The 22,998-nt window shown below is 75.8% G+C and carries 18 protein-coding genes and 1 pseudogene; 5 read left to right on the top strand and 14 right to left on the bottom strand.

Going from position 1 to position 22,998, the window contains the following annotated elements:
- Positions 1 to 104: 104 nt before the first annotated feature.
- From ACFUEL_RS00095 to bldG, 5 genes are all read right to left on the bottom strand, one after another.
- The gene (locus ACFUEL_RS00095; RefSeq protein WP_380233563.1) at positions 105 to 602 is read right to left on the bottom strand and encodes a DUF3592 domain-containing protein; all 498 of its coding nucleotides are present in this window, start codon (positions 600 to 602) and stop codon (positions 105 to 107) included.
- A gap of 422 nt (positions 603 to 1,024) precedes the next feature.
- Positions 1,025 to 2,530 carry a methyltransferase gene (locus tag ACFUEL_RS00090; protein ID WP_380233608.1) on the bottom strand — a complete coding sequence of 502 codons (1,506 nt, stop codon included), beginning with the start codon at positions 2,528 to 2,530 and terminating at the stop codon, positions 1,025 to 1,027.
- A 157-nt stretch (positions 2,531 to 2,687) separates the two neighbouring features.
- Positions 2,688 to 3,416, bottom strand: a complete 729-nt coding sequence (locus ACFUEL_RS00085) for a small secreted protein (RefSeq protein ID WP_380233562.1) — start codon at positions 3,414 to 3,416, stop codon at positions 2,688 to 2,690.
- A 340-nt stretch (positions 3,417 to 3,756) separates the two neighbouring features.
- Positions 3,757 to 4,176 carry an ATP-binding protein gene (locus tag ACFUEL_RS00080; protein WP_380233561.1) on the bottom strand — a complete coding sequence of 140 codons (420 nt, stop codon included), beginning with the start codon at positions 4,174 to 4,176 and terminating at the stop codon, positions 3,757 to 3,759.
- Positions 4,177 to 4,334: 158 nt separating this feature from the next.
- A complete protein-coding gene (gene bldG, locus ACFUEL_RS00075) occupies positions 4,335 to 4,676 on the bottom strand; it encodes an anti-sigma factor antagonist BldG (RefSeq protein ID WP_014136695.1) in 342 nt (113 codons plus the stop codon).
- Between the two features lie 222 nt (positions 4,677 to 4,898).
- Between bldG and ACFUEL_RS00070 the strand changes: the two genes are divergently transcribed.
- Positions 4,899 to 7,259 (top strand): DEAD/DEAH box helicase, encoded by a 2,361-nt coding sequence (locus tag ACFUEL_RS00070; protein WP_380233560.1) that lies wholly within the window; start codon positions 4,899 to 4,901, stop codon positions 7,257 to 7,259.
- A gap of 114 nt (positions 7,260 to 7,373) precedes the next feature.
- On the opposite strand, the pseudogene ACFUEL_RS00065 reads toward ACFUEL_RS00070, so the two are convergent.
- The 7 genes and pseudogenes from ACFUEL_RS00065 to ssd form a co-directional block, all read right to left on the bottom strand.
- Positions 7,374 to 7,598 (bottom strand): annotated as a pseudogene (locus tag ACFUEL_RS00065) (Rv3654c family TadE-like protein); the annotation flags it as partial.
- A gap of 135 nt (positions 7,599 to 7,733) precedes the next feature.
- Positions 7,734 to 8,072 carry a TadE family type IV pilus minor pilin gene (locus tag ACFUEL_RS00060; RefSeq protein WP_380233559.1) on the bottom strand — a complete coding sequence of 113 codons (339 nt, stop codon included), beginning with the start codon at positions 8,070 to 8,072 and terminating at the stop codon, positions 7,734 to 7,736.
- A gap of 22 nt (positions 8,073 to 8,094) precedes the next feature.
- Positions 8,095 to 8,367, bottom strand: coding sequence for a DUF4244 domain-containing protein (locus ACFUEL_RS00055; protein WP_380233558.1), 273 nt, complete (start codon positions 8,365 to 8,367; stop codon positions 8,095 to 8,097).
- Positions 8,368 to 8,456: 89 nt separating this feature from the next.
- Positions 8,457 to 9,254: a type II secretion system F family protein gene (locus tag ACFUEL_RS00050; protein ID WP_380233557.1), complete on the bottom strand. Its 798-nt coding sequence runs from the start codon at positions 9,252 to 9,254 to the stop codon at positions 8,457 to 8,459.
- A gap of 195 nt (positions 9,255 to 9,449) precedes the next feature.
- Positions 9,450 to 10,520: a type II secretion system F family protein gene (locus tag ACFUEL_RS00045; RefSeq protein ID WP_380233556.1), complete on the bottom strand. Its 1,071-nt coding sequence runs from the start codon at positions 10,518 to 10,520 to the stop codon at positions 9,450 to 9,452.
- A 94-nt stretch (positions 10,521 to 10,614) separates the two neighbouring features.
- Positions 10,615 to 11,967 carry a TadA family conjugal transfer-associated ATPase gene (locus ACFUEL_RS00040; RefSeq protein WP_380233607.1) on the bottom strand — a complete coding sequence of 451 codons (1,353 nt, stop codon included), beginning with the start codon at positions 11,965 to 11,967 and terminating at the stop codon, positions 10,615 to 10,617.
- Positions 11,968 to 12,360: 393 nt separating this feature from the next.
- Entirely contained in the window at positions 12,361 to 13,461 is a 1,101-nt protein-coding gene (gene ssd / locus ACFUEL_RS00035) for a septum site-determining protein Ssd (protein WP_380233555.1), read from the bottom strand.
- Between the two features lie 639 nt (positions 13,462 to 14,100).
- Here ssd and ACFUEL_RS00030 point away from each other — a divergent pair.
- Positions 14,101 to 14,901, top strand: coding sequence for an HAD family hydrolase (locus tag ACFUEL_RS00030; RefSeq protein WP_380233606.1), 801 nt, complete (start codon positions 14,101 to 14,103; stop codon positions 14,899 to 14,901).
- A gap of 393 nt (positions 14,902 to 15,294) precedes the next feature.
- Here the strand turns inward: ACFUEL_RS00030 and ACFUEL_RS00025 are convergent, their stop codons facing one another.
- Positions 15,295 to 16,176 (bottom strand): oxidoreductase, encoded by an 882-nt coding sequence (locus ACFUEL_RS00025; RefSeq protein ID WP_380233554.1) that lies wholly within the window; start codon positions 16,174 to 16,176, stop codon positions 15,295 to 15,297.
- Positions 16,177 to 16,378: 202 nt separating this feature from the next.
- Between ACFUEL_RS00025 and ACFUEL_RS00020 the strand changes: the two genes are divergently transcribed.
- Both ACFUEL_RS00020 and ACFUEL_RS00015 read left to right on the top strand, forming a co-directional pair.
- Positions 16,379 to 17,365, top strand: a complete 987-nt coding sequence (locus ACFUEL_RS00020) for an ATP-binding protein (RefSeq protein ID WP_380233553.1) — start codon at positions 16,379 to 16,381, stop codon at positions 17,363 to 17,365.
- A gap of 333 nt (positions 17,366 to 17,698) precedes the next feature.
- A complete protein-coding gene (locus ACFUEL_RS00015; RefSeq protein ID WP_380233552.1) occupies positions 17,699 to 20,035 on the top strand; it encodes a SulP family inorganic anion transporter in 2,337 nt (778 codons plus the stop codon).
- Between the two features lie 141 nt (positions 20,036 to 20,176).
- On the opposite strand, the gene ACFUEL_RS00010 is transcribed toward ACFUEL_RS00015, so the two are convergent.
- Positions 20,177 to 20,683, bottom strand: coding sequence for a hypothetical protein (locus tag ACFUEL_RS00010; RefSeq protein WP_380233551.1), 507 nt, complete (start codon positions 20,681 to 20,683; stop codon positions 20,177 to 20,179).
- Between the two features lie 311 nt (positions 20,684 to 20,994).
- Here ACFUEL_RS00010 and acs point away from each other — a divergent pair, with 311 nt between their 5' ends.
- Positions 20,995 to 22,950 carry an acetate--CoA ligase gene (gene acs, locus ACFUEL_RS00005; protein ID WP_380233550.1) on the top strand — a complete coding sequence of 652 codons (1,956 nt, stop codon included), beginning with the start codon at positions 20,995 to 20,997 and terminating at the stop codon, positions 22,948 to 22,950.
- Positions 22,951 to 22,998 lie beyond the last annotated feature (48 nt).

Genomic DNA, 22,998 nt, shown 5'->3' with positions numbered 1-22,998 from the left:
ACGGCCGGAACCCGTCAACGTGGCCGGTGGGCGCCCCCGTCCGGGGATCCGGAGGAGTGCGTTCCGCGACCGGGCGACGCGCTCCGCCGCCCCGGCCCGGCGGGTCAGCGCAGCGCCAGGGCCAGCAGCGTCAGACCGCCGGCCAGGGCGGACGTGGCGAGCAGCGCCCAGAACAGATCGGCGGGCAGCGAGGGGAGCTCCTCGTGCGCGGCCAGCACCATCCGGTCCGGCCGGCGCGGGTCGTAGGCGACCCGGACGGCCGCGCCGGGAGCCAGCCGGGCCGGGCGACGCAGCGGCGTGTTGCCCCGCGGCCGGGCCAGCACCAGGCGGTGCGGACCGTCCGGCTCGGCGGCCGGGTGCAGTTCGCGGACCGTCCCGGCGACGCCGGCGCCCCCGCCCGGGGCCGCCACCGGGTAGGACAGCAGCGGGCTGCCGTCCAGCGCGCCAACCCGGTCCGGATCGGCCACCACCTGCGCGGTGGCGGACACGCCGCGCCGACGCAGGCGGTGGCGAAGACGCAGTTCCACGGCGCACCAGAGCAGCAGCGCGCTCCCGAAGACCGTCAGGACCGCCCCGCCCACCAGCGCCGTCGGCGTCTCCACCCGGTCCTCCCCCGCGTTTCCACAGCTTGTGGACAGCACCCTGGCACCCGGTGGACAACCGGCGGCGGACACCCGGAGTACGCCCGGCCACGCACGGGGAACGGGCGGGTGAACACGCCCCGCCCGGGGCGTGCCGGACGGGGGCGGGCCGGACGGACGGCGGGCGGACCGGACGGCGGACACCCCGAGCGGGGGGCGGGCGCGGGCCTCGGCGCGGCCCTGGGCGCCGCGGCCCGGCCACCGTGCCCAACGAGGGCGGGCCGCACAGGTCACCGCACCCGCCGGGTGATCAACGTCACCGTCGGGCGGGCGCGGGCGGCCGGGACTCCGGGGCCCCGAGACGCCCCGGGCCGGGGCCGGAGCCGGAGACGCGGTTGGGGCCGGAGCCGGAGTCGCGGCCGGGGTCGGAGTCGCGGCCGGGGTCAGCGCACCGGCTCGACGAAGCCCTGCTCGGTGAGCAGCCGCAGCGACTCGGGCACCCGCTCGCGCAGCTGCGCCGCGTCCTCGCCGAGCAGCTGGGCGATCGCGTCGACGATCTCCCCGGCGGCGAGGGTGCCGTCGCAGACGCCGACGAAGCCCGCGCCGACGGTGTCGACCTTGGTGGCCCGGCGCATGCCCCGGTTGTGCCGGAGCACCACGTGCTCCGGGTCCTCCGAGCCGGGGTCGCCGATCTGCTCCTGGACCACCTCGTCGGCGAGCAGGTAGCGGGCGGCGAGCAGCCCGGCGTCGTCGTGGGAACGCAGGAAGTCCTGCCGGGCGAACCACTCCTCGATGTGCGGGCCGAGCGGCTGCTCGACGGGGTGCGGCCACTCCTCGATCCGCACCACGGGCTCGGCCGCGCCGGAGGCCCGCAGGGTGATCCAGCCGAAGCCGATGCCCTCGACGCCCGCCGCCTCGAAGCCGTCCAGCCACTCCTCGTAGCGGGCGGCGTACTCCTCGCCGCGGTGGTCGCCGCCGTCGCGCAGCCACAGCTCGGCGTACTGGGCGACGTCCTGCACCTCGCGCTGCACCACCCAGGCGTCCAGGCCGGTGCCGGCCACCCAGCCGGCCAGCCGGTCGTGCCAGTCCTCGCCCTTGACGTGCTGCCAGTTCGCCAGCAGCTGGCAGTAGCCGCCGGGCGCCAGGTGGGCGGCCGCGCCGCGGACCACGCTGCGGCACAGCTCGTCGCCGGCCATCCCGCCGTCCCGGTAGGTGAACCGGCCGGCCGGCGAGATCACGAACGGCGGGTTGGAGACGATCAGGTCGAAGCGCCGGTCGCCGACCGGCTCGTACAGGCTGCCCTCCGCCGTCTCCACCTGGTCGAAGCCGGAGAGCGCGGCGGTCAGCCGGGTGAAGTGCAGGGCGCGCGGGTTGAGGTCGGTGGCGGTGACCCGCTGGGCGTGCCGGGCCGCGTGCAGGGCCTGCACGCCGGAGCCGGAGCCCAGGTCCAGCACCTCGCGCACCGGCCGGCGCACCGTCAGGTTGGCCAGCGTGGTGGACGCCCCGCCCACCCCGAGCACCAGGTCGCGCCGCTCGACCCCGGCGGCCGTCCGACCCGAGCCGATCCCGCCCGCGCCGCCGACGGCGCAGCCCAGGTCGGACACCACCCAGGCGTCCGCGCTCGGCAGCCCCGCCACCTCGTCGGCGTACGGCCGCACGTCCACGGTGGCGCGCAGCCCGTCGCCGTCGGCCACCAGCCAGCCGTCGGCCAGCAGGCCGTCCAGCAGCCCGCCGCCCCCCAGCGCGGCGGTCGCCGACGCCCCGGGCACGGCCCGTTGCAGCAGGAACAGCCGCACCAGGGTCTCCAACGGCGAACCGCCGCGAGTCGCCCGCAGCGCGGGAACGGCCTCGCTGCGGGCCAGCGCCGCGTACGCGGTGGGGCCGAGCAGGTCCAGCAGTCCGTCAGCGGTGAAGGAGGCGCTCAGCAGCGCCTCGCGGAACTCCGCCATCCGGCCGGAATCAAGAACGGGGCTGTTCGTCACCCCGCCATTCTCCCCCGCCCGCCGCCCCACCCGCCCCGCTGCCCGGACGGGTGCGGGCCCCGCCGCCCGGACGGGTCCGACGGGTACGGGGACGGTTGCCGAGCCGTCCGGAGGCGGGCCCGGCTCAGCTCGCGCCGGGCGAGGGCGTGGGCGAACCGGACTGCGCGGCGTCCCCGGACGGGCTGCCCGAGGCTGCCGGGGAGGCGCCGTCGGTGGCGGTGCCGGTGGCGCCGCCGTCGGTGGCGCCGGGCGTGCTGGCCGCGTCGGTCGCGCCGGCGGACGGCTCGGCGGAGGCGGTGCCCGTCCCGGTGCCGCCGGCCCGGCAGCCGGGCTGCTTCTTCATCGCGTCGCCCAGGTCGCCGCTCTGCAGGGTGGCCAGCGCGGAGGTCGACACCTGGGAGAGCTGCTGCACCTGGTCGCCGACGCTGCGCAGGCCGTCCGCGAACTTCGCCTGGTCGTCACTGGCCAGCCCGTCGAGCTTCTTCTGCGCGTCCTGGTAGCCCTGCGCCACCTGCTTCAGCTCGTTGACGGCGTCCTGCTGGACCTTCGCCCCGTCGTCGATCTTCGGCGCGCCGGCCTTCTGCACCGCATCGGCCAACTGCTGGTTGGTGGTGGCGAGCGAGGCGAAGTCGGTGGAGAGCCGCTTCTGCAGGTCGGCCGGGGACTCGCCCTCCTTGACGTTCGCGGTGTCCGCGAGGGCCGCCTTGGACTGCGCGATCGGATCCTTCGCCGCGTCGCAGACGCTCTTCGCCCAACCGTCGAGCTTCGCCGCCGAATCGTCGGCGGAGCAGCCCACCGCAGCGAGCGCGAGCAGCGCGCCGAGCGCGGAGACGGTCACCAGTCGCTTCTTCACCGGGGCCCTTTCGGTCACTGACGCCCAGCTCTGGGCATCGCCAGCGAACCTACACGCCCGCCCGGACCGCCCGGCCGGGAAGGCCGCGGCCCACGGCATCCGCGCAGCTCGACGGCGGGGTACCGGCCGGGGAGGAGCCGTGCGGCGGCAGGGGCGACGGAGAACGGCCCCGGACAGCCCGGCAAGGCCCCGCGGCAAACCACGGCCATCCACGGCAGCCTGCGGCGTGCCGGGGCGAAAGGCACCCCGGAGCGGGAGGAGGCCCGGAGCGGGAGGAGGTCCGGGGCGCGAGAAGGCGCGGCCCGGTGCGGGAGAAGGTCCGGAGCGGAACGAGCCCGGTTCAGACCGCGACGGAGACCGGGGAGAGCGGCCAGCTCATCCGGATCACGCCGCCGTCGGAGCCGTTGCCGACCTCGACGTCCTCGACCAGGCCGGTGATCACCGCCAGGCCGAGCGCGTCCTCGTCCTCCGGGCTCCCGCCCGCGGCGTCGGCACCGGCGGCGTGCGCCGGGCCGGCCTCGTCGGCGACCTCGATGAGGAACCGCTTCTCCTGCTCGGTCAACGCCACCCGGACCGCGCCGTCCCGGCCGTTGCGCTGGTGCAGCGCGACCGCGCGGGAGCAGGCTTCGCCCACGGCGAGGCGCAGCTCGTCGAGCACCGACTCGTCAACCCCGGCCCGTCTGGCCACCGCGGCGGCCACCAGCCGGGCGGTGCGCACGTGCTCGGGAAGCGCACTGAATCGAAGTTCGACGGTTGCCATGTCTCCCCTCCGGGGTCGCTCCCCGCCGCAGGGCGCAGTGGCCCGCACGGCGGAGGCAGGGACACCGGCCGCGCCAGCCGGGCAGGGCACTGGGCCCGGCCGACCGGCGGCGGTCGGTCGAAGTGACTCGGTTGGTACGGCCGATCGACGAGAGGTCGTCAGTCGGTCGCGGCGACGGCCTCGTCCACGGAGTTGTGGATCGGGAACACCTTGGTCAGACCGGTGATCCGGAAGATCTTGAGGATGCGCTCCTGGTTGCACACCAGGCGCAGCGAACCCTCGTGCGCACGCACCCGCTTCAGGCCGCCGACCAGCACACCGAGGCCGGTGGAGTCGAGGAAGTCGACGCCCTCCATGTCCACGACCAGGTGGTAGTTGCCGTCGTTGACGAGCTCGACAAGCTGCTCGCGCAACTTGGGGGCGGTGTACACATCGATCTCGCCGCCAACCTCGACGACCGTGCGATCGCCGACAGTACGGGTCGACAGGGACAGGTCCACGGAACCTCCAGCACCTTGCCTTGCTACGTCATTGCGATCTTCAACCCGGCGGCTGCCACCGCAGGGTCGCAGGGCCGGGGCGCGGCAAACCGGCAGGTCGGAGCCTCAGCGTTGCGGCCCTCGGCCATGCGGCCGTCACGGGCTTCATTCAACCACCTGCGACCACGGGCGCACGATGGTTAACAGCGATTCTCCGTCACGCCGGTGACACACTGGGTCTTCATGCCGCCCCGTCACCACCAGCCCGAGGCCCTGCTCGCAAGCCTTTCCACCGAGCGCGGCAGGTCGGACCGCCTCACCCATACGGAGCACCTGCCCGCCCGCGAGGCCCGGTATGCACCCTGGCCGGAAGGAATCCGTCAGGAGGTGGTCGCCGCGGCCTCCGGGCTCGGCGCGGTGCTGCCCTGGGCGCACCAGGCGGAGGCGATGGACCTGGCCGCCGCCGGGCGGACCACGGTGATCGCCACCGGCACCGCCTCGGGCAAGTCGCTGGGCTACCTGGCCCCGCTGCTGAGCGACCTGCTGACCGGCACCGAGGCCCGCAACGGCCGCGGCGCGACCGCGCTGTACCTGGCCCCGACCAAGGCGCTGGCCGCCGACCAGCGCCGGCGCGCCGCCGAACTCGTCCCCGACCGCGTCCGGGTCGCGCTGTACGACGGCGACACCCCGCCGCAGGAACGCGAGTGGGTCCGCCAGTACGCGTCCTACGTGCTGACCAATCCGGACATGCTGCACCGCGGGATACTCCCGGCCCACCCGCGCTGGTCCTCCTTCCTGAAGGCGCTGCGGTACGTCGTGGTCGACGAGTGCCACACCTACCGCGGCGTGTTCGGGTCGCACGTCGCCCAGGTGCTGCGCCGGCTGCGGCGGCTGTGCGCCCGCTACGGCTCCGAACCGACCTTCCTGCTGGCCTCGGCGACCACGGCCGAGCCGGCCGTCACCGCCGAACGGCTCACCGGCCTGCCCGCCACCGCCGTGACCGAGGACCACTCGCCACGCGGCCCGCTGGTGTTCGCGCTGTGGGAGCCGCCGCTGACCGAGAACACCGGCGAGCACGGCGCGCCCGTCCGCCGCAGCGCCACCGCCGAGGCCGGGTACCTGCTCACCGACCTGGTGCACGGCGGCACCCGGACGGTGGCCTTCGTCCGCTCCCGGCGGGCCGCCGAACTGGTCGCGCTGCAGGCCCAGGAGCAGCTCGGCCAGCCGCTCGCCGCCCGGGTCGCCGCCTACCGCGGCGGCTACCTGGCCGAGGAGCGCCGCGCCCTGGAGCGCGACCTGCACACCGGCCGGCTGCTCGGCCTCGCCTCCACCTCCGCCCTGGAACTCGGCGTGGACGTCTCCGGCCTGGACGCCGTCCTGCTGGCCGGCTACCCCGGCACCCGGGCCTCGCTGTGGCAGCAGGCCGGGCGCGCGGGCCGGGAGGGCCAGGGCGCGCTGGCGGTGCTGATCGCCCGGGACGACCCGCTGGACACCTACCTCGTCCACCACCCCGAGGCGCTGTTCGACACCCCGGTGGAGGCCACCGTCCTCGACCCGGACAACCCGCACGTGCTCGCCCCGCACCTGTGCGCCGCCGCGGCCGAACTCCCGCTCACCGACGCCGACCTGGAGCTGTTCGGCCCGTCCACCGCACCGCTGCTGCCGGTGCTGGAGCGGCGCGGCCTGCTGCGGCGGCGCTCGGACGGGTCCTGGTACTGGACCCGCCGCGAACGCGCCGCGGACGGCGTCGACCTGCGCGGCAGCGGCGGCAGCCCCGTGCAGATCGTCGAGGCCGACACCGGGCGGCTGCTGGGCACCGTGGACGCCGAGGCCGCGCACACCACCGTGCACACCGGGGCCGTCCACCTGCACCAGGGGCGCACCTACCTGGTCCGGGAGTTCGACCTGGAGTCCTCGGTCGCCCTGGTCTCCCCCGCGAACCCGCCGTACACCACCTCCGCCCGGGACGTCACCTCCATCGCGGTCCTGTCCACCGACACCAGCGAGGAGTGGGGCGAGGGCCGGCTCAGCTTCGGCTCGGTGGAGGTCACCAACCAGGTCGTCGGGTACCTGCGCAAGCGGATCTCCACCGGCGAGGTCCTCGGCGAGAGCAAGCTCGACCTCCCGCCGCGCACGCTGCGCACCCGCGCCGTCTGGTGGTCCGTCACCGAGGACCAACTCCTCGACGCGCTCGTCCCGTTCGACCAGCTCCCCGGCGCCGCCCACGCCGCCGAGCACGCCTCCATCGGCCTCCTCCCGCTGTTCGCCACCTGCGACCGCTGGGACATCGGCGGCGTCTCCGTCCCGCTGCACCCCGACACCGGGCTGCCCACCGTCTTCGTGTACGACGGCCACTCCGGCGGCGCGGGCTTCGCCGAGCGCGGCTTCCGGCGCGCCGTCGAGTGGCTGACCGCCACCAGGGACGCCATCGCCGCCTGCGAGTGCGAGCGCGGCTGCCCGTCCTGCGTCCAGTCGCCGAAGTGCGGCAACGGCAACGAGCCGCTCGACAAGGCCGCCGCGATCCGCCTGCTCACCGTTCTCCTCGCCGGGGCCCCGGCCCGGCCCGCGCCCGCCACCGGGGAGGGCCCGGCCCCGACGGACTGACCCGGCGCCCGCCACCGGCACGGCCGCGCCGTCCCCGTCGCCCCAGGCCCACAGCGGGCCCGCCCGGGCGCGGGCCAGGGCCGGGGCCAGCGGCACCGGGGCACCGCGGACCGGGGCCCGGACCACCACCTCCACCGCGTCCTGCCCGGGGAGCGGTCGGCAGGAGACCAGTTCGACCCCCTCCTGGGCCCTCGTCAGTTCCGCGGCCCGCCCGCAGCCGCCGTCCTCGTCGAGCAGCAGCCGGCCGGCGGCGGCCAGGGCCGCCAGGTCGGCCGCCGATTCGGCGCGGTGGCGGGCGGCCACCGCCGATCCCAGCGTCAGGCAGGCCGAGAACGCCACCACCCCGAGCGCCCCCAGGGCCACCAGCCACACCGTCGCCGAGCCGCGGTCGCCCGCCGCCCCCGGCCGCGCCCCGCTCCACCGCGTCCACCGCGTCCACCGCGTGCGCACGGTTCCACCTCCTTCCGTCGGTTGTCAGCCGCCGTCGGCCGGCACGTCCTCCCGGGCCCCCACCGCCGTGGCCGTGAGCCGGACGGACAGCAGGGCGGCCAGGCGGCCCGGCCCCGGGCAGGGGGCCTCCACGGTGGCCCGGGCGGTGGTGGCGCCCAGGTCGATGGCGACCTTCGCGCCGCGCGGGGCCGCCGCGGCGGCCTGGGCCAGCGCGTCGGCGTCGCCCCGGGCGGCGGCCCGGGCCCCGACCCGGGCCGCGTCCACGCAACGGATCTGGGCGCCCGCCGCCACCACGCCCCAGATCAGCATCGCCACCAGCAGCACCAGGGCGGGCAGGCCGACCGCGGTCTCAGCCGTGACCATCCCGCTGTCCGCCGCCCTCCGGTCAGACCGCATGCAGGGCCCGGTCGAGCATCCCCGACAGCGCTCCGGAGACCGTGCTGCTGGTCACCACCTTGTAGAGCGCGGCGGCGAAGGCGCAGGCCGCGACCGTGCCGATCGCGTACTCGGCCGTGTTCATCCCGGCGTCCGGCGGACCGAGCGCCGCCTTCCGGCAGCGGTACCGGAGCCAGCCGCCGAGCCTTCCTCCGAGCCTGCGGGCGGCGCGCAGCACGGTGGCCGGCCGAGCGGCCCGCACGGGCTTCGTCGTGTTCGTCATGGTGGGATCCCTTCGTCGGAAACGGACTTGAATGAACTCGGACTCGAGTGGACTCGGGCTCGAGTGGACTCGGACGGGACGGCGGCGCCTCACAGGTGCCGGGAGAAGGCGGTGGTCAGCCCCGTGACCACCGGCACCACCCCGATCAGCACGAACGCGGGCAGGAAGCAGAGCCCGAGCGGCGCGGTCGCCAGCACGCCCGCCCGGCGGACCCGCGCGTGCGCGGCCCGGGCGGCCGCCGCCCGCTGGGACTGGGCCAGCCCGGCCAGCGCGGCGGCCGGCGGGGTGCCGCTGAGGCTGGTGCGGGCCAGGCAGCGGGCGAGCGGAGCCAGTGGCGGGCAGTCGGTGGCCAGTCGCTCCCAGCAGCGTTCCGGCCCGGCGCCGAGGGCGAGTTGGGCGGCGACGTGGGAGAGGCGGTCCCGCATCGGGGAGGGCACGCTGTCCGCGACGGCCGCCGCCGCACCGGCCGGGGAGCCGCTGGACCCGAGGCAGGCCGCCAACAGCTCGGCGGTCAAAGGGAGCTGACGCACCAGCCGGTCGTGCTCCGCCGCCCGCCCGCGCGCGTCCGGCGAACGCACCCGGGGCAGCAGCCGCCAGGCGGCCCAGCCGGTCAGCAGGCCGGCCACCGGGCCTGCCCAGCCCCCGACCAGCGCCCAGGCCGCCGCGCCCAGCAGCGCCGCCAGCGGGCGGTCTCCCGAGGCCCTCCCGAGCCACCGCCGCACGGTCGCCGCCGCCCGACCGCGCGGCCCACCCCGTACCGCGGCCACCCGCGCCACCGGGACGCACCGCTCGACCCGCCGGCGCACCGCCCGCCGACGCGCCACCACCAGCGCCTCGCCGACCAGCCCGGCAGCCGCCGCCGGAACCAGGACCGCCACCGCCTCCACCTCGCCTCCTCGATCATCGACACCGGCCCCGCCTCTGGAGCCCGCGCACCCGCCCCGGACCACCCGGCCCGCCCTCGCCGCACCGCCGCACCACCGCACCGAATCGGCGCACCGAACCGGCGCCCACCGCGCGCCCGGAAGGCCCCGCAGCGGGCGGTGGCGGGCCCGCCCTCCGCCCTCGTACGCCCGGCGTGCTCACCCGCACCGGGCCACCCGCCCCTCCGCCCACCGCACCGGCTCGCCGCCCCGGTGCCCACCGCGCGTCCGGGAGATCCCGCAGCGGGCGACGGCGGGCCGAACCGGGACGGGGCGAACCGGGGCGGGCCGGACCGGGGCGTCTTCCGCAGCCCGGACGATCCGGGCCGTCCAGACAACGCCGGCCGTCTCCAGGGCCGCCCCGGCCAGCAGGCCGAGCAGCCCTGCGGGGGTGTGCAGCAGGACGTGGACGGGGTGCGCCCCGAGCGCCGCGCCCAGGCCGAGGCCGACGGCGGGCAGTGCCGCGAGCACCACCACGGTGGTGCGCGGGCCCGCGAGTTCGCCCGCGATCTCCTCGGTGAGGGCGCGTTCGGCCCGTAGCGCGTCCGCGACCTGCTCCAGCCCGGCCGCCAGGCCGGTGCCGCTCTCGGTGCTGACCCGCCAGCAGGCCGCCATGGCCGCCGCGCCCTCGCCGCCGGGCAGTTCGGCCACCAGGCGAAGTGCCGCCGGCAGGTCGGCCCCGTAACGGCCCGCCGCCAGCCGGGCCGCGGGTTCGGCCCCGAGCCGGCGGCCCCAGTCGGGGGCACCCCGGGCGAGGACGGCGTGCATGGCCTGTTCGGGGGTGGCGCCGCTGCGCAGTTCGGCCGCCAGGCCGGTGGACAGGTCGATCACCGCCGCGGCCCGCCGCCGCGCCGCCCGGGCCGCGTTCCATCCGGCCCGCCGACGCCGGAGCGGCAGCACCGCACAGGCCGCCCCGACCAGCGGAAGCACCGAGGAGGTGCCGTGCCCGACCACCGCGCCGAGCGGCAGCAGGAACAGTTCGGGCACCAGCCAGCGCGGGCACCGGCGCCGCCACAGCGCCCGCGCCCGGCCGAGCCGGCCGCCCGGCCCGCCGCTGCCCCGCCGCCCGCCCAGCACCCGCCGCACCCGGCCGCCGCCACGGGCCCGGCGGCGCACCGCGAGCAGCCGCCCCGCCCCCAGCAGGCCGCCGGCCAGCCCGGCGGCCGCTCCCAGCGAAGTCACCGCACAGGCCGCGCCGTACGCCTCGGGCATCCCGTACTCCCCCGCCATCACGGCCTCCTGACCGCGGAGCGCAGCAGGTGCCACGCCACCGCCCCGATCACGCACAGCCCGAGCACCCAGGCGAACTCCAGCCGCCCCGCCGTCATGCCGTCTCCCCCGCGGTCCGCCCGGCGGCCGCGCCCCCGGGCGCCCCCGCCGCCGGACCGGTCACCGGACCCGCCACCTGCCCGCCGCGCCCGGCAACCGCCTCGTCCGCCCGGCCCGTCCCGCCGCCGTCCGCCCCGGGGCCGTCCGGCCCGCCGCCGTCCGTCCCGCCCCGGTCCGCCGCGTCCGGGCGCGGTGGCAGGTCGACGCCGCGTTCGGCGCACAGCTCCCGCAGCCGGGCCCAGCCGGGGCCGGGGCGGACCCGGCCGTCGCGTTCGAAGTGGACGGCGGCCGCGGTGGCGGTCAGGCCGTCGGGCGCACAGGTCAGCAGGTGCAGGCCGGTGACCCGGCGGCGGCCGTCGGCGCGGTCCCGGCCGAGGTGGACGATCGCGTCGAGGCCGGCCCGCAACTGGCTGTGCAGGGACTGCCGGTCGAGCCCGGCGAGCGAGCCGAGCGCCTCCAGCCGGGCGGGCACGTCGGCCGCGGTGTTGGCGTGCACGGTGCCGCATCCGCCCTCATGACCGGTGTTCAGGGCCGCCAGCAGGTCGACCACCTCGGCGCCGCGGACCTCGCCGACCACCAGCCGGTCGGGCCGCATCCGCAGCGCCTGCCGGACCAGGTCGCGCAGGGTCAGTTCGCCCAGCGACTCCTGGTTGGGCGGCCGGGACTGCAGCCGGACCACGTGCGGGTGGTCCGGGCGCAGTTCGGCGGAGTCCTCGGCGAGGACGATGCGCTCGTCACCGGGGACGAGGCCGAGCAGGGCGGCGAGCAGGGTGGTCTTGCCGGTGCCGGTGCCGCCGGAGACCAGCAGGGAGAGCCGGGCCCGCAGGACGGCGGCGAGCAGGTCGGCCCCGGACGGGGGCAGGGCCCCGGCGGCGACCAGTTCGGGGAGGGTGAAGGGCCGGCTGCGGCTGGTGCGCAGCGAGATGTGGGTGCAGTCGGCGGCGATCGGCGGGAGGACGGCGTGCAGCCGGGTGCCGTCGGGCAGCCGGGCGTCCACCCAGGGGCGGGCGTCGTCGAGGCGGCGGCCGGCGGCGGTGGCCAGCCGGTGGGCGAGCCTGCGGACGGCGTCGGCGTTCGGGAAGCGCACCTGGGTGGCGCGCTCCAGGCCGCGGCCGCGGTCGACCCAGATCCGGTCGGGGCCGTTGACCAGGACGTCGGTGACCCCGTGTTCGGCCAGCAGGGGGTCGAGCGGGCCCGCGCCGACGATCTCGGCGCGCAGGCTGCGTACGGCGGTCAGCACGTCGGCCCCGCCGAGCGGGGGCCCGGAGGCGCGCAGGGCGGCGGCGACCGGTCCGGCGGTGGGCGGTGCGCCCGCCTCGGCGAGCCGGATCCGGACGGCGTCCACCAGTTCGGCGGCCCCGTCCGGGGCCGGCCCGGTGCCGCGGCCGGCCGGGGGCCCGCCGTCCGCCGGGGCGGCGGGTGGCTGCCGGCGCACCAGCAAGCGCACCGGAGGGGCCTGTCGGCGGTCGGGGGCGGGCGGGTCGTCCCCGACCGGGAGGGCGGCCTCCGCGGGCCCTGCGGGGGCACTGGAGAGGCTGCGGGGGCGCGGTACGGCGATCCGGCGGTGGGTGCGGGCGATCGGCCGCCGGAGGGCCCGCAGGGCGCCCTGGTGGCCGCCCTCGACGCGGCCGTCTCCGGCGTGCGCGTCGGCAGGGTGCGCGTCGGCGGCGTGCGCGTCGGCGGCGTGGATGTCGGCAGCGTGGATGTCGGTGGCGTGCAGGTGCTTGGTCACGTGCTCTCCTCAGGCCGCCACGACGGGCGGCATCGCTTCGGTCAGGAACCGCCCGCAGAACCGGGCCAGCGGCCCGTGCTCCCGCAGGCCGGGCGGGACGCCGCGTTCGGCGTCCAGGGCGAGGCCGGGCTCGGGAGCCAGCTCCCCGGCGAGCCGCAGCCGCAGGCCGCGGGCCACGTCGGCGGCGGTGAGCCCGGACGGGCCGGGGGTGCGGACGACGGCCCGCAGGTCGGTGAGCCGCATCCGGACGGCGGCGGCGACCCGGTCCGCGGCGGCCAGGGCGCGCAGTTCGGCGGGCACCACGAGCAGCCCGGTGTCGGTCTGTTCGAGGGCCTGGGCGGCGGCCGCGTCGAGCTGTCTGGGCAGGTCGAGGACGACCAGCCCGCCGCGTCTGCGGGCGGCCGCCAGGACGCTGCGCATCGCCTCGGCGGGGATGGCCAGGGTGTCGGACCTGTCCCAGGACAGGGCGCTGAGCCGGTGCGGTTCGGGCAGTGCCCGGACGAGTTCGGCGCCGCTGATCCGGCCGCGGGAGGCCGCCAGGTCCGGCCAGCGCAACCCGTCGTCCTGTTCGGCGCCGAGCAGGACGTCGAGCCCGCCGCCGAGCGGGTCCCCGTCGATCAGCATGGTGCGGTGCCCGGCCCGGGCGGCGCGGACCGCCATGGCGCAGGCCAGCGTGGAGGCCCCGGCGCCGCCACGCCCGCCGAGCACGGCGACGGTGAGCGCGGGCGGTCCGACGCCCTCGGTGGCGTCGGCGATCCGGTCGAGCAGCCAGGACTGCGCGTCCGGCAGGAAGAGCACGTGCTCGGCGCCGAGCCGGACGGCGCGGACCCAGACCTCGCCGTCGTCGAGGTCGAGGCCGAGCAGCAGGACGCCGGGGCGGCGGGCCAGGCCGGCGCACTGCTCGGCGAGGTCGTCGCCGACCAGCACCAGCGGGGCGCCCTCCCACAGCCGGGCGGGCGGCGGGGCGCCGCCGAGCAGCCGTGGTTCGGCTCCGGCGGCGGCGCACAGGCGGGTGAGCTGTTCGGCGAGCGCTTCGTCGGCGGTGAGGATCAGCGGCCCGGGCGGGGGCTCGGGCGGGCCGGCGTGCGGGTCGGTGACGGAGGCGGACAAGGCGGTCCTCCCGTGGCGCGGGGACGGTCTGACGGCGCCACGGCCGCGGTGGCCCGGACGGGCTCCGCGGGGCGGCGCGGACACCACGGTGAAGGACTGCGCGGAATGCGTCAGCCGACTTCCGATTGCCTGTGGATAACTCGCCCCTGTGGATAACCGGGGTCACTCGGACGGGGGCTAAAGGGGCTCGGAATTGACGCATCGGGTATACCGATATGACACTCGAACAACTACGCAGAGTGACAAAAACTTGGGGGGCGAAGGAACCTCGACAACGGCCGGCGAACCGCTGGAGCACCCCCCGCAACCACTGGCACCACCACTCCCTGGAGGCTCAACTGCCAAGGGAAATGGGCCCGGACATGCGACGACCCCCGCCGGGGGGGAGAGCGGGGGTCGTCTATCCACGGCCCGGCTCGGGGGGGAGGAGCCGGACCGGGTTAGCACGGTCGCGCGAACGATCCGTGACTTCCATGGTGTACCCGACCGGCCAGAAACACAAACCCGCACGCCCACGGGTCCACCGAATGGCCCTCCCTTTTGGTCGCCCCTCTATCCTCGGTTCCCGTGGACACCACCGAGAACGCCGACGAGAACGCCGACTTCACCGAGCGCCGACCGGACCGGACCGGCTACGGCGTGCCCCGCACCGCCGCCTTCTTCGACCTCGACAAGACGATCATCGCCAAGTCCAGCGCGCTCGCGTTCAGCCGGCCGTTCTACCAGGGCGGCCTGATCAACCGCCGCTCGGTGGTGAAGAGCGCGTACGCCCAGTTCGTCTTCCTGATCGGCGGCGCGGACCACGACCAGATGGAGAAGATGCGGGCCTACCTGTCCGCGCTGACCCGCGGCTGGAACGTCCAGCAGGTCCGCGAGATCGTCGCGGAGACCCTGCACGGGATGATCGACCCGATCATCTACGACGAGGCCGCCTCGCTGATCGAGCAGCACCACGCGGCCGGGCGCGACGTGGTGATCGTCAGCAGTTCGGGCTCCGAGGTGGTCGAGCCGATCGGCCAACTGCTGGGCGCGGACCACGTGATCGCCACCCGGCTGCACGTCGAGGAGGGCCGCTACACCGGCGAGATCGAGTACTACGCGTACGCCGAGAACAAGGCCGCGGCGATCCGCGAACTGGCCGAGCGGGAGGGCTACAACCTCGCCAACTGCTACGCGTACAGCGACTCGTCGACCGACCTGCCGATGCTGGAGGCGGTCGGCCACCCGGCCGCGGTGAACCCGGACCGGGCGCTGCGCAAGGAGGCGACGGCCCGCGAGTGGCCGGTGCTGGTGTTCAGCCGCCCGGTCGAACTGACCCGCAGGCTGCCGGAGTTCCACGCGCCGAGCCGTTCGGTGGTGGCCGCGGTGGCGGTCGGCGCGGCGGTGCTGACGGCCGGGGTGCTCTGGTACAGCGCGCGGCGGCGGCGCCCGGCGGCCTGAGCGGCGCCCCGGGCGGGCCCGCGGGGCGCCCGGTGGGTTCGCCAAATCGGACAAACCTCGACGCGAACCACCAAAAGCCCCGTTTTCGGGTTCCTCTTTCGGGCGATCTGAGGTAGAAATGGGTTACGGCCCGCGAGACCCGGTAAGGACCCCAAGAGGTCGAACCGACAACGCAGTTAAGGCCCCACGGACCGATGTACGGACGATCGGGCACCCACATGCAGCCGACCCGCTGACGGGCCGCCGCACCAGGTGAACGGGCACAGGACCCCGCCTGATGGGCATTGAAACGGTGCATGCACTGGTAACCCGGCATCCGTGCCAGCGGCGGCGCCCGGAAGTTTCGGGCGCCGCCGCAACCGCGTTCCGGCCGGAGCCGGTCGGGGCCCGGTCTCAGACCATGCCGCGCTGCATCGCCTCGCACACCGCGGTGCTCTCCCGCACGCCCAGGCCGAGCGCGGCGGCGCAGTGCACCAGCCAGCGGGAGACGCCCTCGGGGGTGCCTTCCAGGTAGCCGAGCAGGGCGTGCCGGTAGGCGGCGGTGCCGAGTTCGGCGAGGCCGACCTCGGCGGGGCAGATCGCCTTCGGGTCGAGGCCCTCGGCGGTCAGCACGATCCGCTGGGCGGCCCGCGCGACCAGGCCGTTGTGGGTGCCGAACGGGCGCAGCGCGAGCAGTTCGCCGTGCACCACGGCGGCCGCCACCAGGGCGGGCGCGCCGCCGGTGGGGCGTTCGGCGCGGGCGGCGAGCAGCCCGGCGAGCTGGTCGAGGCGGGCGGCGGCCTCGGCGGGCGGGGGCGGCGGCGGGAGTTCGCCGACCGGGCCCCCGGGGGCCTCGCCCTCGGTGGCCCCGAGCTCCAGCGGGAACAGCGGCGCGGCCGTCTCCCCGTCCCGGCGCGGCCGGCCGGCCGCGGGGTCGCCGTCGCCGGCCGCGAGCAGGTGGAGCCGGGCCAGCACCTGGAGCGGGGAGGTCCGCCAGACGCCGAGCAGCTGGCCGGCCTCGGCGGACAGCCGGAGGGCGGCGCCGACCGTGCGGGCCCCGGGGTCGGCGCCGAAGTCGGTGCGGCGGCGGACCTCCTCCAGCGGCCAGTCGGCGCCGTCCAGGGCGGCCGAGGCGCGGGCGCCGCGCAGGGCGGCTTCGGAGGTCACCTCGCCCGCCCGGCGCCGCATCACGCGGTGCCCGTAGAGGCGGTCGACGTTCTTGCGCACCTCGACGACGGCCTCGGGGACGCCGTCGAGCTGGGCCAGCGGGGCGAGCGGGTCAGTTCCTGTGGTCACCTACCCGAGGGTAATGAGTCCGCGGGGCGACCGGGGGACAACCCCCGGGTCACCCTTTCGTGGCAATCCGCCCTTCCCTCATGTGCGGCACCCCAAACCACCGCTAGCATGACCCCTAATCGGTGACGATAACGGTTTCCAACAAGCGCCCGGCCCGGCGAGGACCGGCAGGCGCCAGAGCCAGAGAGCCGGAGACTCAGAGATGAAGATCGCCTTCGTCGGCAAGGGCGGCAGCGGCAAGACCACCCTGTCCGCACTGTTCATCCGCCACCTGGCCGCGGCCGGCCTGCCGGTGCTCGCCGTCGACGCCGACATCAACCAACACCTCGGCCCCGCCCTCGGTCTGACGGACGAACGGGCCGCCGCGCTCCCCTCGCTCGGCGCGCACCTGCCGGAGATCAAGGAGTACCTGCGCGGCAACAACCCGCTGATCCGCTCCGCCGAGGAGATGATCAAGACCACCCCGCCCGGCCCCGGCTCCCGGCTGCTGCGGATCGTCGAGGAGAACCCGGTGTACGCGGCCTGCGCCCGCCCGGTCGCCCTGGACGAGGGCTCGGTCCGGCTGATGGCGACCGGCGCGTTCACCGAGGAGGACCTCGGGGTGGCCTGCTACCACTCCAAGGTCGGCGCGGTGGAGCTGCTGCTCAACCACCTGCTGGACGGCCCGGACGAGTACCTGGTGACCGACATGACGGCCGGCTCCGACTCCTTCGCCTCCGGCCTGTTCACCCGCTTCGACCTGACCTTCCTGGTCGCCGAGCCGACCCGCAAGGGCGTCTCGGTGTACCGCCAGTACAAGGAGTACGCCCAGGACTTCGACGTCCACCTGCGGGTGGTCGGCAACAAGGTGCAGGGCCCGGACGACCTGGACTTCCTGCGCCGCGAGGTCGGCGAGGACCTGTACGCCTGCTTCGGGCAGTCCGGCTGGGTGCGCCGGCTGGAGCGCGGGGACGAGCCGCCGCTGCGCGAGCTGGAGCCCCCGAACCGGGAGGTGCTGGCCCGGCTGCAGACCGCCGCCGACACCGCCCACGGGCTGCGCGACCCGCGCCGGTACAGCGCCCAGGCGGTCCGCTTCCACCTGCGCAACGCGGAGAGCTGGGGCAACGCCAAGGTCGGCACCGACCTGGCCGGCCAGGTCGATCCGGACTACGTGCTGGGCGCCGGGCAGCCCCGGACCGCCGGGGTCTGAACCCGCCCCGCCCCGCTCCGCCGACCCCGAGGGGCCGCTCCGACCACCACGGCCGGACCGGCCCCTCGAGCGTTCCCACCAGGAAATTCCCGCCCGGCCGGGGTGCCACACGATGTGGTGAACGCCCCTATTTGTACTGGCACTCGAAGCGCACGCTGTGCAAAGGTTCCATTACTCTCGGTTTACCAACTCTTGAACCACAGGTCGCCGCAGGCCGTCGTCGCCGCGCGCCGCCCCGCCACACCCGCTGTGACCCACGACAGCCGATCCGACCAGGCACAACCCGCCGGACCTGACTGCGTTCGTTCCCCCGGAAGAAGACGGGAAGACCCCATGACACCCGATGTCTCCAGCGCCCCCATCGCCTCCGACACCACCGACCACGCCCCGCCGCAGGCCGGTCCGGCCCCGGGCCGGGCCCGCGCCCTGCTGGCGCACGACCTGCCCGCCTCCCTCGCGGTGTTCCTCATCGCGGTGCCGTTCTCGCTCGGCATCGCCCTCGCCACCGGCGCCCCGCTGACGGCCGGCCTGGTCGCCGCCGCCGTCGGCGGGCTGGTGGCCGGCCTGCTCGGCGGCACCCACCTCCAGGTCAGCGGCCCCTCCGCCGCGCTGACCGTGGTCACCGCCGGGCTGATCGCCCAGTACGGCTGGCAGACCGCCTGCCTGGTCACCGTCGCCGCCGGCCTGCTGCAACTGCTGCTCGGCTCGCTGCGGGTGGCCCGCGCCGCGCTCGCCGTCTCGCCGGCCGTGGTGCACGGCATGCTGGCCGGCGTGGGCCTGACCATCGCGATCGCCCAACTGCACGTCATCCTCGGCGGCACGCCGCACAGTTCGGCGCTGGCCGACCTGGTCTCGCTGCCCGGCGAGCTGGCCGGTCCGCACCTGCCCGCGCTGGTGGTCGGCCTGCTGGCGCTGGCGGTGCTGTACGGCTGGCCCCGGCTCGGCCTGCTGCCCGGCCCGGCCGGCCGGGTCGGCGCCCGGCTGGCCCGGCTGCCCGCCGCGCTGGTCGCGGTGGCGGCCGCCACCACGCTGTCGCTGATCGCCGAACTGCGGCTGGCCCGGGTCGAACTCCCGGTCTGGGAGCACCACCAGTTCTTCTCGGCGCCCCCGCTCGGCCTGCTGTCCGACCACTGGGCGGCGCTGCTCGGCCTGGTGCTGACCGTCACCGCGGTGGCCGGCGTGGAGTCGCTGCTGTCCTCCGTCGCGGTCGACCGGATGACCCGCCGCAGCGGCGACCTGGATCGCGAGCTGCGCGCCCAGGGCGCGTCCAACCTGCTCTCGGGGCTGCTCGGCGGTCTCCCGGTGGCCGGCGGCGCCGTCCGCTCCACCGCCAACGTGCAGGCCGGCGCGGCCACCCGGGCCTCCGCGGTGCTGCACGGCTGCTGGGTGCTGGTCGCCGCGCTGGTGCTGACCGCCGGGCTGCGGCGGATCCCGCTGGCCGCGCTGGCCGCACTGGTGCTGGTGGTCGGCGTGCAGATGGTGAGTTTCGCGCACATCCGCCGGGTGCACCGGCACCGCGAGTTCCCGGTGTACCTGGCCACCGTGCTCGGGGTGGTGCTGCTCGGCGTCCCGCTCGGGGTGGTGCTCGGCGGCTCGGTCGCCGTGCTGCTCGCCCTCTACCGGCTGACCCGCGCCCACGTCGAGGTGCTGGCCGAGGCGGACGGCTCGCACACCGTCCGCACCCACGGCCCGCTGACGTTCGCCGCCGTGCCCGAGCTGAGCCGGGTGCTGGGCCGGATCCCGGCCGGGGCGCGGGTGACCGTCCACCACGACGGCTCCTTCCTGGACCACGCCGCCTACGAGGCGCTGCACGCCTGGCGCACCGGCCACCAGGCCACCGGCGCGCAGGTCGTGATGCTGACGGAGCGCCAGCCGAAGGACGTGCTGGATCCGGACGGCACCGTCCGGGCGGGCAGCTCCCCCGGCCCGCACCGCTGCCGGGCCTGGACGCCCTGGGTCGGCCACCACTGCATCGAGCAGAACGAGGACGACCCGCACGTGCGCCTGCTCGACGGCGTCCGCGGCTTCCAGCAGCACACCGCCCCGCTGGTCCGCCAGGAGCTCGCCCGCCTCGCCCGGGACGGCCAGACGCCCTCGCAGCTCTTCGTGGCCTGCGCGGACTCCCGGATGGTCACCAGCATGATCACCAGCTCCGGCCCGGGAGACCTGTTCACCGTCCGCAACGTCGGCAACCTGGTCCCCGCCCCGTACGAGCCGGGCGCCGCGGACGACTCGGTGGCCGCCGCCGTCCAGTACGCGGTGGAGGTGCTGGAGGTCGCCTCGATCACGGTCTGCGGGCACTCCGGCTGCGGTGCGATGAAGGCCCTGCTGGACGGCGTCACCGAGGCGGCCGGGCCGCCCACCGCGCTGGCCCGCTGGCTGCGCAACGGGCGCAGTTCGCTCGACCGGCTGCGGCGCGCGCCCGCCGGGTTCGAGGGCCGCCCCGCGGCGGACGTGGTGGAGCAGCTGTGCGTCACCAACGTGGTGCAGCAGCTCGACCAGCTGATGGCCAACCCGGCGGTGGAGCGCCGGGTCGCGGACGGTTCGCTGCGGCTGGTCGGAATGTACTTCGACTTCGCCACCGCGCAGGCGTACGTGCTGGACGCGCGCACCGGCAACTTCGCGCCGGTGCACGCGCGGGTCGAGCCGGAACAGGACCTCGCCGCTTAGGCCCTGTCCGGCCGATCTTGCCGGGCGCCCGACGCCGCGCGCTGATCCGACAAGACCGACCGGACAGAACCTAGAAGGCACGGCACTCGCAGCACGGCAGTGCCCCGCCGCGGCCGTGCCCCCGCCGCGGTGGCGCTCCGGTCACAGCAGCAGCCGGGCCAGGTCGGCCGGGGTCACGTAGCCGGGCCAGCGGTGGTCGGTGAAGAGGTGGACCCCGGCGTCCTGGTAGCACTGGTCGACGAGTTGGGAGCAGATCATGTGCCGGGTGCTGGCGACGAAGCGCCGCAGCGGGGGGCCCACCGGGAGGTGCAGGCGGGCGGCGGCGAGGGCGAGGTAGTCGGCGAAGCTGTAGGGGGTGCCGAGGTAGGAGCGGGCGGCCGCGACGATCGCGGCGCGCTGTTCCTCGGTGAGCGGGATCCGGCCGGTGGACCAGCGGGCGGGGACGCCCTCGTACGCGGAGAGCGGGCCGAGCAGCGCCCCGCCGGGCTGGGCCTCGATCAGCAGGCCGTCGCCGACGTGGACGAAGGCGTGTTCGTAGTCGGCGAAGCCGTCGCCGTTGAGGAACTGGCCGATCCGGATCAGGCGGCCGATGCGGCCGCCCATCCGGACGACCGCGAAGTCGCCGGGGAGGGGAGGGGTGGGGTTCATGGCGGTACCCCCGTCACGAATGCGCACAGTGATTGAATGACCACTGTCAGTGGAGTACCGGTCGGCGGGGGCGTCAAGGTGTCGTGCGGGATTGACCGGCTCGGGGGACGGGAAGACGACGGGAGGGCCGGCGGGAGGCTCGGGGCCGCGCCCACCTGGGCGGGAGGCTCCGGCCGATCAAAGGTCTACACCAATTTCCCGGCAGCTCTTGTCAACGGAGCTGTTGGCCTGGTGAGCTGTGCGCTGGGACACACGGGACAATCCCTCCGCACGGGGTTCCCCGGTATTTGAGACTCGATGAGGAGTGCGCGTTGAGCAACGAGAGCCTGGCCAATCTGCTCAAGGAGGAGCGGCGTTTCGCCCCGCCCGCGGAGCTCGCCGCCTCCGCCAACGTCACCGCCGACGCCTACGCGCAGGCTTCCGAGGACCGGCTGGCCTTCTGGGCCGAGCAGGCCCGCCGGCTCAGCTGGGCAGTCGAGCCCACCGAGACCCTGGACTGGTCGAACCCCCCGTTCGCCAAGTGGTTCGCCGACGGCAAGCTGAACGTGGCCTACAACTGCGTGGACCGCCACGTCGAGGCCGGCAACGGCGACCGTGTCGCCATCCACTTCGAGGGCGAGCCCGGCGACAGCCGCGCCATCACCTACGCCCAGCTCAAGGACGAGGTCTCCAGGGCCGCCAACGCCCTGGAGCAGCTCGGTGTGGCCAAGGGCGACCGGGTCGCCGTCTACCTGCCGATGATCCCCGAGGCGGTCGTCGCGATGCTGGCCTGCGCCCGGATCGGCGCGGCGCACTCGGTGGTCTTCGGCGGCTTCTCGGCCGACGCGGTGGCCTCCCGGATCAAGGACGCCGACGCCAAGGTCGTCATCACCGCCGACGGCGGCTACCGCCGCGGCAAGCCCTCCGCGCTCAAGCCCGCCATCGACGAGGCGCTGACCAAGGTCGACGGCGTCAGCAGTGTCCTGGTGGTGCGCCGCACCGGCGAGGAGGTGGCCTGGACCGAGGGCCGCGACGTGTGGTGGCACGAGCTGGTCGACGGCCAGTCGGCCGAGCACACCCCCCAGGCGCACGACGCCGAGCAGCCGCTGTTCATCCTGTACACCTCGGGCACCACGGGCAAGCCCAAGGGCATCCTGCACACCTCGGGCGGCTACCTCACCCAGGCCAGTTTCACCCACAACGCGGTCTTCGACCTCAAGCCGGAGTCCGACGTCTACTGGTGCACCGCCGACATCGGCTGGGTCACCGGTCACTCGTACATCGTCTACGGCCCGCTCTCCAACGGCGCCACCCAGGTGATCTACGAGGGCACCCCGGACACCCCGCACCAGGGCCGGATGTTCGAGATCGTGCAGAAGTACGGCGTGACGATCCTCTACACCGCGCCCACCCTGATCCGCACCTGGATGAAGTGGGGCGACAGCATCCCCGCCCAGTTCGACCTGACCAGCCTGCGGGTGCTGGGCTCGGTCGGCGAGCCGATCAACCCCGAGGCGTGGATCTGGTACCGCGAGCACATCGGCGCCGGCAAGACCCCGATCGTCGACACCTGGTGGCAGACCGAGACCGGCGCCATCATGATCAGCCCGCTGCCGGGCGTCACCGAGACCAAGCCGGGCTCCGCCCAGCGCCCGCTGCCGGGCATCGCCGCCACCGTCGTCGACGACGAGGCCCGCGAGGTGCCCAACGGCTCCGGCGGCTACCTGGTGCTCACCGAGCCGTGGCCGTCCATGCTGCGCACCATCTGGGGCGACGACCAGCGCTACATCGACACCTACTGGTCGCGCTTCGAGGGGCGCTACTTCGCCGGCGACGGCGCCAAGAAGGACGAGGACGGCGACATCTGGCTGCTCGGCCGCGTGGACGACGTGATGCTGGTCTCCGGCCACAACATCTCCACCACCGAGGTCGAGTCGGCGCTGGTCGGCCACCCGGCGGTCGCCGAGTCCGCGGTGGTCGGCGCCACCGACGCCACCACCGGCCAGGCGATCGTGGCCTTCGTGATCCTGCGCGGCACCGCCACCGACAGCGCGGAGCTGATCGCCGACCTGCGCAACCACGTCGGCAGGACGCTCGGCCCGATCGCCAAGCCCAAGCAGATCAAGGTGGTCTCCGAACTGCCCAAGACCCGCTCCGGCAAGATCATGCGCCGCCTGCTGCGCGACATCGCCGAGGGCCGCGAGGTGGGCGACACCACCACGCTGGCCGACTCCTCGGTGATGAACCTGATCCAGTCCCAGCTGCCGGCCGCCGGCTCCGAGGACTGATCCACCGCGGGTCACGGCACCGGGCCCCGCTCCGCACACCGCGGAGCG

This window comes from Kitasatospora sp. NPDC057198, from assembly GCF_042670125.1.
Taxonomy (GTDB): Bacteria; Actinomycetota; Actinomycetes; order Streptomycetales; family Streptomycetaceae; genus Kitasatospora.
This window is presented reverse-complemented; position numbering and strand designations above follow the sequence as displayed.

Excerpts from the sequence above, each read along its gene's own strand:
- ACFUEL_RS00020 (WP_380233553.1), top strand. The coding sequence starts at position 16,379 with ATGAAGATCGCCTTCGTCGGCAAGGGCGGCAGCGGCAAGACCACCCTG.
- ACFUEL_RS00060 (WP_380233559.1), bottom strand. The coding sequence starts at position 8,072 with ATGGTCACGGCTGAGACCGCGGTCGGCCTGCCCGCCCTGGTGCTGCTG.
- ACFUEL_RS00080 (WP_380233561.1), bottom strand. The coding sequence starts at position 4,176 with ATGGCAACCGTCGAACTTCGATTCAGTGCGCTTCCCGAGCACGTGCGC.
- ACFUEL_RS00045 (WP_380233556.1), bottom strand. The coding sequence starts at position 10,520 with ATGGCGGGGGAGTACGGGATGCCCGAGGCGTACGGCGCGGCCTGTGCG.
- ACFUEL_RS00070 (WP_380233560.1), top strand. The coding sequence starts at position 4,899 with ATGCCGCCCCGTCACCACCAGCCCGAGGCCCTGCTCGCAAGCCTTTCC.
- ACFUEL_RS00010 (WP_380233551.1), bottom strand. The coding sequence starts at position 20,683 with ATGAACCCCACCCCTCCCCTCCCCGGCGACTTCGCGGTCGTCCGGATG.
- ACFUEL_RS00015 (WP_380233552.1), top strand. The coding sequence starts at position 17,699 with ATGACACCCGATGTCTCCAGCGCCCCCATCGCCTCCGACACCACCGAC.
- ACFUEL_RS00090 (WP_380233608.1), bottom strand. The coding sequence starts at position 2,530 with ATGGCGGAGTTCCGCGAGGCGCTGCTGAGCGCCTCCTTCACCGCTGAC.
- ACFUEL_RS00055 (WP_380233558.1), bottom strand. The coding sequence starts at position 8,367 with ATGACGAACACGACGAAGCCCGTGCGGGCCGCTCGGCCGGCCACCGTG.